This is a genomic window from Mucilaginibacter sp. (assembly GCF_041663085.1).
Lineage (GTDB): Bacteria > Bacteroidota > Bacteroidia > Sphingobacteriales > Sphingobacteriaceae > Mucilaginibacter.
Window position 1 is genome coordinate 1 of the sequence record NZ_JBAZRC010000009.1, and the last position, 12837, is coordinate 12837.

Below are 12837 nucleotides of genomic sequence, written 5' to 3' on the forward strand. Positions count from 1 at the left end.
CAACAGCCATCTGGCGTATTTCAGGCTTAGAAAAACTCCCTAATGGGAATTTTGTACGCGCAAGGTTTTGCTGCGATACACCCCAAAGTACATATGACTGGTCTTTGTTTTCGTCCTTACCCTTTGATATTACGTAGCGGCCGTTGTCCTGCTCGCGGATGTTGGCGTAATGGCCTGTCGCGATAAATTCGCAATCCAGTTTATCGGCGCGTTTTAAAAGGGCTTCCCATTTAATATGGGTGTTGCACAGTACGCAAGGGTTAGGGGTGCGGCCGGCAAGGTATTCGTCAACAAAGTTATCGATCACAAAATCGCCAAACTCGTTACGGATATCCAGTATATAATGCGGGAAGCCATAACCAACGGCCAAAGCACGCGCATCATTGATACTATCCAGGCTGCAGCAACCGGTTTCTTTAGAGCTGCCACCGCTTGCGGCGTAGTCCCAGGTTTTCATGGTAAGGCCAATGACCTCATAGCCCTGTTCATGCAGCATTACTGCCGCTACAGAACTATCAACTCCGCCACTCATTGCCACCAATATCCTACCGTGCTTACTCATATTGGGTGCAAAGATAAGGTTTTACAGTTTATGGTGTTTATTGCTTGGGTCAGAGGAGGGTAAAATGGTGGTTTCATATCTCTAAGCTCGCAGTGATATGTGGGATATTAAGGTATCCTCACCTGCCCGTTCCCTTTAACTATCCATTTATAACTCGTTAACTCTTCCAAGCCCATTGGCCCGCGGGCGTGGAGTTTTTGGGTGCTGATGCCAATTTCGGCACCAAGGCCAAACTGTGCGCCATCTGTAAAGGCGGTTGAGGTGTTTACATACACCGCAGCGGCATCAACCCGGTTAAGGAAAGTTTCTATATTCAGCTCATCCTCAGATAGAATGGCCTCGCTATGTTTAGAACTATTGATGGCGATGTGTTCCAACGCCTGTTCTAAAGTGTCAACCGTTTTGATCGACATTGTCATCGATAAAAACTCCATACCAAAATGCTCGGGCTGCGCATGTTCTAAAAGTTCGGCAGGGTATAGGCTATCTAATACTTCGTAAGCTTTTTTATCGGCATAAATTTTTACGCCTTTTTCACCAAGCGGCTCGGTGATGTGCACCAGGTCGCCCAGGCGTTTGCTGTTGATGATGAGGCAATCCAGCGCGTTGCAAACACTTACCCGGCGGGTTTTGGCGTTATCGATAATAGCAATAGCTTTCTCCAGATCGCCGGTTTCATCAAAATAGGTGTGTACAATACCCGCGCCTGTTTCAATCACGGGTACTTTACTGCTGCTGCGCACATAGTTAATTAATGATTGGCTACCTCGTGGGATCAATACATCCACAAACCCGACCGCGTTTAGCAAAGCCTCGGTAGCTTCACGTTCTACAGGTAGCAGGGTAGCAAAATTAACATCGATGTTATGCGCCGATAATACCCCGTGGATAACTTTCATGATGGCGCGGTTAGAGTTATCTGCATCGCTGCCGCCTTTTAGTATGCTGATGTTACCCGTTTTAAAGCACAATGCAAATACATCAAACGTAACATTTGGCCGGGCCTCGTAAATTACGCCCACTACACCAAGTGGCACACGTACCTTTTTAATATACAAACCGTTAGGTAGGGTTTTCTCACTTAGCACTTTACCCAATGGACTATCCAACCCAGCCACATTTTCTATATCTCCGGCAATGGCTTTTATCCTGTCGGCGGTAAGGGTAAGGCGGTCGTATTTTGGGTCGGCGGGGTCCATGCGCTCCAGGTCTTTTTTATTTTTCTGCAGCAGGTAATCCGTTTGTTCGATGGCAGCTTTGGCCACATCCAATAGTACTTTATTGATAACAGCGGGCGACAGGGCAGCGTTCCTGCCGGCAATCAAAGCGTTCTCGAAATAATGTTTGTAATCCATGTTATCCCTGCAAATAAAGGTAATCGTAATGTACCAGCGCCTTCTGGTTTTTTTGGCCGGTGAGTTCCCGGGCTTTGTCTGAGCCATATTCGGCCAGGCCCAGGCCTATGGTTTTGTTATGCTCGTCTACTATCTTAATGATCTCGCCCTTCTTAAAATCGGATACTATACTGATGATGCCCACCGGCAGCAAGCTCGATGCCTTACTGGATATCAGCACTGTTTTGGCGCCCTCGTTCACCTTTACCACACCGGTAGCCGCGTTTTCTGAGTGGGCCAGCCATTTCTTTTTGCCTGATGCCTTTTTGGTAGGGGTAAAGCGGGTATGTATTACTTTATTAGCCAGTACATCCGTCAGGATATTTTCTTTTGTGCCGTTGGCGATGTGTACCGTAATACCCAGCTTAGCCACCTTATGCGCTATGGTTGATTTGGTGATCATGCCCCCACGGCCAAATTGCGACCGGCCCGAACTTACAAATGATGCGAAATCTATTCCTGCATCATTAACCTCCTGGATTACAGATGAGCTTTCCAGTTTTGGGTCGCCGGTGTAAATGCCATCCACATTGGTCAAAACGATTAAGGCCTGCGCGTTCAGCATAGAGGCGATCAACCCGGCAAGTTCGTCGTTATCGGTAAACATTAGTTCGGTTACTGATACCACGTCGTTCTCGTTTATTACGGGAATTACCTGGTGCTGCAATAATATCTCTAAACAGTTACGCATGTTCAGGTAATGCAACCTGTCGCGAAAATCCTCCTTAGTTACCAAAACCTGCGAACACAGGATGTTGAACTTCTCGAACAGGTGCGAGTAGGTGTTGATCAGCTTTACCTGGCCGATAGAGGCCAGCAACTGCCGCACCGCCACTGCATCCGATTTCTCGGAAACCGATATCAAACTCCTGCCGGATGCCACCGCGCCCGAGGAAACTAAGATCACTTCAATACCCTGCGTCTTAATTTTGGCTATCTGGTTAACCAGGTGTGCAATACGCTCCACATCTGGCAGGCCATCTGCCCGGGTAATAACGTTTGATCCTATTTTAATAATGATGCGGCGGTAATTGAACGACATTAAAGTATATAAGTTTGGTCGACAATAATACTCATTTCTGCTGTAAATGGCGGCTTTTTAGGCGGTTAACACATATTATTTTTCAAAAAATATTACATTTTTTTGGAGGAAGTAAAAGTTTTGATACATTTGTCTACTTATTCTATAGACAATGTATTATTTAATTGCCTTTACTTCAGTATCAATGTCTTCCATGCAGCGCCTAACTGCATGCTGTTGTTGTTAATTCCCGCTCAGGATAACAACACGTATTAATCATTTCTCATTTCTTTCAACCTTATTACATGAAATCTTTTACAAATTTCTTTAAACTCATTGTGCTCTTTTTAACGCTTGTCCCGGCCGTGGCTTCGGCCCAACTCAACGGAAATTACGCCTTAAGTGGTAAAGTTAACGACGAACACGGCCAGCCTTTAGTAGGTACAACCGTAACTATAAAAGGCACTGATAATAAAACCGCTACAGACACTACCGGTAAATTCACTTTACAAACAAATGCCAAATTGCCTTTTACCCTTGTGTTTAGCGCGGTTGGTTTTCAAACCCAGGAGTTTTTAATCAAAAATGCTAACAGTAATTTAAATATTCAGCTATCTACGCAAGCATTACTGATAAACGAGGTAGTAGTTACCGCATCCCGCCGCGAAGAAAAATTGCTGCGCTCGCCGGTGGCTATCGAGAAGCTGAGTATCACAGCGCTTAAGCAATCGCCGGGCCCAAGTTTTTACGATGCGCTGGAGAATGTTAAAGGTGTACAAATGACCACCACCAGTATCACCATGAAGGTACCTAACACCCGTGGTTTCAACAGCCCCAATAACTTCAGGTTTATGCAACTGGCAGATGGGGTGGATATGCAGTCGGCCACTTTAGGTGTACCGCTTGGTAACGCTATTGGCCCAACCGAACTTGATATTGCCAGTATAGAAATTACCCCGGGTGCAGCCGCAGCTTTATATGGTACAAACGCTATCAACGGGTTATCAAACTTATTTACTAAAGACCCGTTTAAAACACAGGGGCTTAGCTTTTACCATCGTACAGGTATAAACCATGTGGATGGGATAGGTGTTAGCCCAAGCGCTATAAACGAAACTGCCATCCGCTTTGCGAAAGCCTGGAATGATAAATTTGCTTTTAAAGTGAACGCGAGTTATTTAACAGGTAAAGATTGGCAGTCAAACACCCGGCTTGATCAAAACCCCGGTAACCTGAAAACGGCCAACCCGGCTTATCCTGAACTAACCGGTACCAGCAACGCTGCGTATGACGGCTGGAACAAATATGGCGATGATGCGCTTGCCGGGAGCAACACGGTATCAATAAAAGGTATTGTTGTGGATGGCGTAGCAAGGCCAAATTTGACTGTTGCCCGTACCGGTTATAACGAAGTTGACCTGGTTGACCCCAAAGTAACCAACCTGAAACTGGATGGTACGCTGGCATATAAAATAACCCCTACTACACAATTATCATACACTTACCGCTATGGCAACATGGATGGTGTTTTTCAACGCGGTAATAAAATATCACTGAATGGTGCATCTGTACAAAACCACAAAATAGAATTAAAAGGTACCGATTTCCTGGTACGTGCGTACGAATCTATCGAGAACACCGGCAGATCTTTCAATGTAAAACCACTGGCCGATAACCTCGACCTGAACCACGCCAGTAACTCGGCATGGGGTACAGCTTACAAAAACGCCCTTACTGCTTATGCCAATACGCATGGCGGTTCGTTAACATCAGCTAACCTTGCCGCTGCTAATGATGCAGCACGCGCCGCTGCCGACCTGGGCAGGGTAGAGCCCGGTACGCAGGCTTTTAATGATCTGCGCCAAACCATTATCGGGATCAACAATTGGGATATTAAATCGAGCCTGATCCCCAACGCTCCGGTAACCGGTGGTGCCGCGTTAGTACAAAAAAGCAAAATGTATAATGCTGAAGCGCAATGGGACCTGACCAGGCACGTGAAATTCGTTGACCTTTTGGTTGGCGCCGATGTACGCGTTTATGAGATAACCCCTGATGGCAATAACTTTGTTGACTTTAGCCGCCCAATTGCCGACAGGAACACTCCCCTGGCAGACGGCAGCTTCGGCGAGAACGTGAGCTACAAAAAATACGGCGCCCTTGCACAGGTTACCAAAACCTTTTTTGATGAAAAGTTAAAATTATTCGGTTCAATCCGCTGGGACCGCAACCCATACTTCGACCCTAAGTTTACGCCACGTTTGGCGGCGGTTTATTCGCCAAACCAAAACCATAACTTCAGGTTCACTTTCCAGAACGGTTACCGTTTCCCGTCGTTATTTGAAGCATTATCATACGTAAACAATGGGCGTGTTAAACGTGTAGGCAGTTTAGGCTTTATTAATGATGGCTTAGGTTATTTGGATAATAGCTACACCCAGCAATCGGTTACGGCGTTTAATGCCGCTGTAAAAGCGCAATCAACCACTGGCGATGATGCCACAGCCTTGGCGAACCGCAGCTTATTACAGGTAGCCAACCTGCCAAAAGCACGCCCCGAGCAGATCACCTCATTCGAGGTTGGTTACAAAGGGATCTTCTTTGATAACAAGGTGTTTTTGGATATAGATGCCTATGCCAACCGGTACAACGGCTTTTTAGGCCAGGTACAAGTATTTGTACCAAACGGAACCACAGTTGGCACAGATGCCGCCGTATTGGCCATGCTCGATGTTAACCGCGACCCTACAACTGCAACAACTGCCAACGCTGCAAGCGCAGGTCAAAGCCGCTACCGGGTGTACACCAATGCTAAGAATATTTATAACAACTATGGCTCATCGGCAGGTTTAAGCTATAATTTTTATCAGCGATACACGGTATCGGGCAACGTAAGCTTCAACAAACTGAAGGCACAGCAAACCTCAGATATATTCGTGACCGGCTTTAACACGCCTGAGTGGAGCGGTAACTTCTCGTTCGGTAACCGCGAAGTAGTTAAAAACCTTGGCTTTAACGTGGTTTACAAATGGCAGCAGGCATATCTGTGGGAGAGCCCGCTGGTAACCGGCAATGTTCCGGCTATACACACGCTTGATGCGCAGGTTACATTACGTGTGCCAGCATATTATGCAACATTTAAAATTGGCGCTACAGATATCACCAACAAACGCTACATACAATACGCAGGCGGCCCAACCATTGGCGGCATATACTATGTTTCAGTTACGCTGGATGGTTTGCTGAGCGGCAAGTAGTTGTAAGTGACTTTTTGAAAAATCGGGCAAAGCCCCTGTTCCATTTTGAAAAGAACGGAACTGGTTATTATTTTCAATTAATTGATAATCAATAATTTAATTAATATAGCTATGCCTCTTTTTAACTGCATTAAACGTTAAAAAGGCCGTACTGAGGGCGAAAAAGGGCGAAAAAAAGCTATTTTTCTCTGCTGTGTTCCCTTCCCGCATCTTGACCATTTTTAGAGAAAATGAAACAAGGTAGTATTTTGTTAAAACTCTGTATATGAGTTTTTTAAAGCATAGTTGTAAAGTATTTATTTAGGTACTGACAAGCTATTGTTAGTAATAACTAATTCATTATCAATGTGTTCCGTTTGTCCCGTTTGTCCCGTTTTCTAAATGGAACAAACGAGACAAATCATTAACCAATTATTCAGTATCCTTTTTTTTGCGTGATGTTTTTTTACGGGCCTTTAACGCCTCCTGCAGCAAAAACTCAATTTGCCCGTTGGTGCTGCGAAATTCATCAGCACCCCAGGCCTCAATCTCTTTGAGCACATCGGGGTTTATCCTTAATACAAATGCTTTTTTCTCTGCCATAATATTACTGTGATGCTGCCTGTTGCTGGCGTAACAATATTACATGCAGCCCTATCATGATCAATAATGGCAGGGGGGGCATGTTATCCGGCTTTGTAATCAAATCAATAGTTACTGTAAATGGCTGTTTAATACTAAATGCTTTTTGGGTGATCTGGAAAATATCGCCCAATTGCCCGTTGGTAAGCACAAGCGATTTTGAGAACAACTTTTTATACAGGTAAGTAGCTTCAAAACCATCGTCGAGTTTCAGGTTAAAATCTCTTTTCCATGTTTCGGGTATTAAATTGCCTATGGTATCATCTTCGCCCAGGTTGAGCAAAAGGGTGCGGTTAAACCAACCCTTGCGCTTAATTGTCCAGCTGTTTTGCGGCAGTTCAATAATGGCGTCGCGCTTAAAGTTGGAGCGGTAGCTTAGTTTAGCATATACAAATTGGCCGTCGGTAAGTTCATACTCCCGCTTAAACCAGCCATGTCGTGTAATAAACAGCTCGGTGGTTTTAACCTGTGCAAAATCGCGTTGATCAGTACTCATCATTAATGGTATAAAGTGCCTGTGTTTACTATAGGCGATACGCTTTTATCGCCGCACAATACAACCAGCAGGTTGCTTACCATAGCTGCTTTGCGCTCTTCGTCAAGCTCAATAATGTTTTTCTCTTCCATTTTTTGCAGGGCCATTTCAACCATGCCAACGGCACCTTCAACAATAAGCCTGCGCGCCGATATAATAGCCGATGCCTGCTGACGCTGTAACATGGCGTGGGCAATCTCGGGGGCGTAAGCGAGGTGCGAGATGCGTGCTTCTAAAACTTCAATGCCGGCACGTTCAAGGCGCTCGTTTAGTTCCTGAACCAAAAGTATCCCAACCTGCTCAGATCCGCCACGCAGCGTGATACTGGCGTTTTCGTCCTCGATATGATCGTATGGGAACGAGTTAGCCAAATGGCGTACGGCAGCTTCGCTTTGTATATTTACATATTGCAGGTAATTTTCTACCGCGAAAATGGCTTTGGCGGTATCTTTAATCTGCCATACAATAACGGCGGCAATTTCTATTGGGTTACCTACGCTGTCATTTACTTTTAACTGCTGGCCGTTAAGGTTAAATGCTTTTAAGGATACTTTCTTTTTAACGGTAAAAGGATTAACCCAAAAAAAGCCATCCTGCTTTACTGTGCCCTGGTATTTACCAAACAGGGTAAGTACTTTAGATTCGTTGGGGTTTACAATGGTTAGTCCCGGTAAAATAAATATAAAGTTTATAACGCATATTACTGCGCCTATTGCAGGCTGTTCCAGGTAGAAAGCAAACGCTGCGCCGGCAATTAGCACAAGTACTAAAACAAAGGCTAAATAGCCTGATGGTGCTGTGGTGATCTTTTCGTTATTCATGATTAAGTTTTGATTTAAAATGATATCATAAAGATATCAACTTTATTTTGAGATAAACAAGAAAAAATACAGATAACCGAAACTTATATTATTTTTGATTGGATAAACACGTCTAATGGCAAAACTTTCATCGTCCCGGCAAAAAGCATTACTGCGTAAATACGCCTTAAATGTTAAATTTTTTATGATGCTGGTAAGCGTAGCCGTAATTGTATATGCTTTACCCAAGCAGGCAAAATTTGGTTATGAATATGAAAAAGGCAGGATCTGGAACCAAAAAGACCTGGTATCGCCCTATAACTTTGCCATATTAAAAACTAACGCCGAAATAGACGCCGATCAAAAAGCGGCACTAAGTGCGGTAACACCTATTTACCAACTTAATAATGATATAGCCGCACAGCAACTGGAAGGCTTTAAAAATGATTTTGAGATTAGGTGGCACGCTGCGGGTTTAAATGAGAAACAAAAAAACACGTACCTGCAAACTGGTAGCACCATTTTAAAAGCGGTTTACGATAAGGGGATGCTTAAATTAAATCCCAAATATCAACAAACGGGTAAAAATTATGCAATTACAGTTTTGAACGATAATGTTGCTACCGATAAAAACACCGCCGATCTTTTTACCCGCGAGCGTGCCATAGCCTATTGCGATTTTGAAATTGGTAAAATGCCCGGGCTTGATAAACCTTTTTTACTGAATTTATTGCAGGATAGGTTGCAAACCAACCTAACCTACGATGCCAAACTAACCGCCCGGCTTGAAAAGGAAGTTACCGAGAACCTATCCATAACCCGCGGCATGGTGCAAAAAGGGGAGACAATTATTGGCAAAGGTTCTGTAATTAATGATGAGGCCTACCAAAAGCTGGCATCGTACAAAAAAGCTTTTGAAGATAATGCGCGTACCAACGGTAACCATACCCTGGTGTTATTGGGGCAATTTTTACTTGTAGGTATCACCATCACTTTATTAATGGTGTTCCTATACCTTTTTAGGCGGGATATATACGATGATAACCGTTTGGTAAGCCTGATACTATTGGTAATTACGGCTATGCTGGCAACCTTATCATTGGCTATAAAATTACAACTGCCCAACTTTTACTATATACCATATTGTATAGTACCTATTATCATCCGTATATTGTTTGATACCCGTTTGGCACTGAACATCCATTTGCTTGTAGTGCTTATAGCCGGTTTTTTTGTACCCAATAGCTTTGAATTTGCTTATTTTGAGATAACCGCCGGTATGGTATCTATCTACAGTATCAAAAACCTTATCCGCCGCGAGCAATTCCTGATATCGGCCCTTATTATCACTTTTACTTATTTTGTGGCTTTCCTCGGTATCTCATTAGTTAGGGAGGGGACATTTACAACTATAGATTGGGTAGACTTTATACCTTTTGCCGTAAGTGTGCTGCTTACATTACTTGCATACCCGCTTATTTATCTGTTCGAAAAAGTATTTGCTATTACCTCAGATATTACCCTGATTGAATTAACCAATACCAATGCGCCCCTGTTACGCGAAATGGCTTTCAGCGCGCCGGGGACTTTCCAGCACTCTTTGCAGGTGGCAAACCTGGCCGAAAATGCTATATATGCTATAGGTGGTAATGCCTTACTTGTTAGGGCAGGAGCATTGTATCATGATATTGGAAAAATGGAGAACCCTTTATTCTTTATAGAGAACCAAAGCTCGGGCTTTAACCCGCATGATAAACTGCCTTACGAAGAAAGCGCACAGATAATTATTCGCCACGTGAGCAAAGGTATTGAAATGGCCCGTAAGGCAAATTTGCCTGAGATAGTTATTGACTTTATACGTACCCATCATGGCAACACCAGGGTAGATTATTTTTACCAGTCGTTTTTGAAAAATTTTCCTGAAAAATTCATCAACGAGAACATTTTTCGCTATCCCGGACCCATTCCTTTCTCAAAAGAGGCCGGTGTTTTGATGCTTGCCGACTCTGTTGAGGCGGCTTCGCGCTCTTTAAAAGAGCCGGATGAAGAATCTATCGGGATACTGGTAGACCGCATAGTGAAATATAAGCTTGATCAAAACCAATTGAATGACAGTAATATAACGCTGAAAGATCTGGAAACTATCAAGCAGATTTTTAAACGAATGCTGATGAGTATTTACCACGTGAGAATAGATTATTAAAAATCTGATTTATTTTTTTGACAGCTTAAGCTAATTACTATATTTGCAATCCCTGAAAAAAGGGAAAGTATTTCTGAAAAAACAACCGGTGAGGTGCCTGAGAGGCCGAAAGGATCAGTTTGCTAAACTGACGTACGGGAAACTGTACCGAGGGTTCGAATCCCTCCCTCACCGCTGAGTATTAATTCACAAGATGTCTAAAGCCTGTAAATCAACGATTTACAGGCTTTTTTGTTTTTAACCCTGCATCAGTTTATGTCAAAAACGCAATATATTTCTACGCGATTCGTGTAGTCCCTGTTTTTTTTTAAATGACGCTGGAAAAGTGATGTAATTAACTGAAATACAGCATGTTATAAAAATTGACATCTTGTAAAAATGGCTTTAAAATCGACATTTGTAAACCCAAAAAATGCTCGATTATGGTAGAAAAGACCCTTGGTTTTATGTTTTTCCTAAAACATGGCCGAAAAGTAGAGAACACAGAAATGTACATTTATCTTAGAATTACGGTTGACGGACGCTCAAATGAGTTGTCTACCAAGCGTTTGTGGGATCCTGGCCGATGGAATGCAGGGCTTGGGCGAGCCACAGGAAATGGGGAAGGTTCAAGAAGTATCAATACCCACCTTGATACACTGTTGCAGCAAGCGCATCAGGCGAGGAAATTTTTGATGGATAGTGACCGTGAGATCACTGCTGAAGCCATTAAAAACCAGATGCTCGGTATTGACAACCGCAAGATGATCCTGGAAGTTTTTCAGGGGCACAACGATCAGATTGCTGCGCTTGTCCCGCAGGAATACTCTCCCGGCACTCTTGATCTGTTTAAGCGAACGCTTAACCATACGAGATCATTCATCCAATGGAAGTATCGTGAGGAGGATATAGATATTCGAAAGCTAAATTACGAGTTTATCAGCGAGTACGCATTCTGGCTAAAGAGTGTCAGAAAGTGCCAGCATAATTCGGCTATGAAGTATCTCACATATTTCAAGAAGACTGTATTGCTGTGTGTCAAATATGGCTGGCTTAAAAGCGCCCCATTTGCTGGTTACAACCTTAATCGTAGAGAGGTGGAGAAGCCATATTTAACGGAGGATGAACTGGAGCGCGTGGCCACTAAAGTACTGCGCTCGGCAAGGCTCAGTAATGTTCGTGATATTTTTGTATTCTGCTGCTATACAGGTCTGGCTTATATTGATGCTAAACAACTTAGGCGGTCAGAACTGATCAAACGGTTTGATGGTGAGCAATGGATAGTTAAGAACAGGCAAAAGACAGAGTCTGCGTCGTGGATCCCATTGCTTCCGGCAGCGCTTCATATTTTAAAAAAATACGAGGATGACCCGCAATGTCAGATCCGAAATGTTGTGCTCCCGGTGCTTACAAACCAGAAGATGAATGAGTATTTAAAGGAGATCGCCGAACGATGCGATATCGACAAACTGCTCATCTTTCACGTAGCCAGACACACTTTTGCAACTACAGTGACCTTAGGCAATGGCGTGCCAATGGGAACAGTATCAAAAATGCTTGGCCACAAGAATTTACGGCAAACGCAGCATTATGCGAAAATAGTCGACGCGAAAATCGCTTATGACATGAAGCAGCTTAAAGAAAAATTAAACGTCAAAATCATAGGCAATGCGGTGTCCCCGTAAGGCGTGATTTCAATCCCAAATGAATCTTACATTCACCGCACCACGGGGAAGTGCAGGATTTTATATATTTAAATATGGAATCTTTTGTTACTTTAGTGAATATTTGCGCTTGTTTGTGAAGCGGTGTTTTAATTAATGATGATTTAATTTTCTTGGCAGATTATAGTAGATATTCAGATGCTGATCTAACGGAACTATTAAGATCCGGGGACCGGTTTGCGTTTACTGAAATTTATGATCGCTATAAACTCATACTCCATAACCACGCCTGGAATAAAACACGCAACCATGTTGAGGCGCAGGACGCTATCCAGGAAGTTTTCTCAGCTCTGTGGACAAAAAGGGAAGTGATACAAATCGGCAATAACTTATCCGGTTATTTGTATACCAGTGTCAGGAATCACATTCTCAATTTATTTGCCAAAAAGCAAGTACAGGAAAAGTATATTAATTCGATACAGCAGTATTCGCAACAAAAAACCGCGCTTACCGATCACCGCGTGCGGGAATCAATGCTGCGCGATGTGATAGAAAAGGAAATAGCTGAGCTTCCGCCGCGTATGCGCGAAGTATTTGAGCTGAGCCGCAGGCAGCATCTAAGCCATAAAGAGATTGCGGCAATAATGGGAACCACCGAGCAAACGGTTAAAAAACAAGTTTCGAACGCTCTAAAGCATCTGCGCAGCAGGCTGGGGCTTCTCCAATACATCTACTTACTCTGGATGATCAGGCATTAATTTATAATGTTGCCTAATTATTTTTATCGGCGATACCCCAGTT

The 12837-nt window shown here is 43.5% G+C and carries 10 protein-coding genes and 1 tRNA gene; 5 read left to right on the plus strand and 6 right to left on the minus strand.

The genetic code is table 11. From position 1 onward, the window contains the following. The 3 genes from WC615_RS04040 to proB form a co-directional block, all read right to left on the minus strand. Window positions 1-562, minus strand: a 562-nt coding sequence (locus WC615_RS04040; protein WP_372976854.1) for an MnmA/TRMU family protein, incomplete at its 3' end; no start/stop codon positions are given. A gap of 107 nt (window positions 563-669) precedes the next feature. Beyond that, window positions 670-1917, minus strand: coding sequence for a glutamate-5-semialdehyde dehydrogenase (locus tag WC615_RS04045; RefSeq protein ID WP_372976855.1), 1248 nt, complete (start codon window positions 1915-1917; stop codon window positions 670-672). A gap of 1 nt (window position 1918) precedes the next feature. Then, entirely contained in the window at window positions 1919-2998 is a 1080-nt protein-coding gene (gene proB / locus WC615_RS04050) for a glutamate 5-kinase (protein ID WP_372976856.1), read from the minus strand. 284 nt (window positions 2999-3282) lie between these two features. Here proB and WC615_RS04055 point away from each other — a divergent pair, with 284 nt between their 5' ends. Continuing rightward, window positions 3283-6234: a TonB-dependent receptor gene (locus WC615_RS04055; protein ID WP_372976857.1), complete on the plus strand. Its 2952-nt coding sequence runs from the start codon at window positions 3283-3285 to the stop codon at window positions 6232-6234. 411 nt (window positions 6235-6645) lie between these two features. Here the strand turns inward: WC615_RS04055 and WC615_RS04060 are convergent, their stop codons facing one another. The 3 genes from WC615_RS04060 to WC615_RS04070 are packed head-to-tail and all read right to left on the minus strand — an operon-like array spanning window position 6646 to window position 8211. Next, a complete protein-coding gene (locus tag WC615_RS04060; RefSeq protein ID WP_372976858.1) occupies window positions 6646-6816 on the minus strand; it encodes an Arc family DNA binding domain-containing protein in 171 nt (56 codons plus the stop codon). Between the two features lie 4 nt (window positions 6817-6820). After that, entirely contained in the window at window positions 6821-7354 is a 534-nt protein-coding gene (locus WC615_RS04065) for a hypothetical protein (RefSeq protein WP_372976859.1), read from the minus strand. Further along, window positions 7354-8211, minus strand: coding sequence for an SPFH domain-containing protein (locus tag WC615_RS04070; protein ID WP_191174452.1), 858 nt, complete (start codon window positions 8209-8211; stop codon window positions 7354-7356). The genes WC615_RS04065 and WC615_RS04070 overlap by 1 nt, the downstream gene beginning before the upstream one ends. Before the next feature lie 115 nt (window positions 8212-8326). On the opposite strand from WC615_RS04070, the gene WC615_RS04075 reads away from it, so the two are divergent. The 4 genes from WC615_RS04075 (at window position 8327) to WC615_RS04090 (ending at window position 12794) form a co-directional block, all read left to right on the plus strand. Continuing rightward, window positions 8327-10393: an HD family phosphohydrolase gene (locus WC615_RS04075; RefSeq protein WP_372976860.1), complete on the plus strand. Its 2067-nt coding sequence runs from the start codon at window positions 8327-8329 to the stop codon at window positions 10391-10393. A gap of 87 nt (window positions 10394-10480) precedes the next feature. Next, window positions 10481-10567, plus strand: a tRNA-Ser gene (locus WC615_RS04080). A 248-nt stretch (window positions 10568-10815) separates the two neighbouring features. Then, the gene (locus tag WC615_RS04085) at window positions 10816-12057 is read left to right on the plus strand and encodes a site-specific integrase (RefSeq protein ID WP_372976861.1); all 1242 of its coding nucleotides are present in this window, start codon (window positions 10816-10818) and stop codon (window positions 12055-12057) included. Between the two features lie 152 nt (window positions 12058-12209). After that, complete coding sequence (locus tag WC615_RS04090; RefSeq protein WP_372976862.1) at window positions 12210-12794, plus strand: RNA polymerase sigma factor; 585 nt, start codon at window positions 12210-12212, stop codon at window positions 12792-12794. Window positions 12795-12837: the final 43 nt, after the last annotated feature.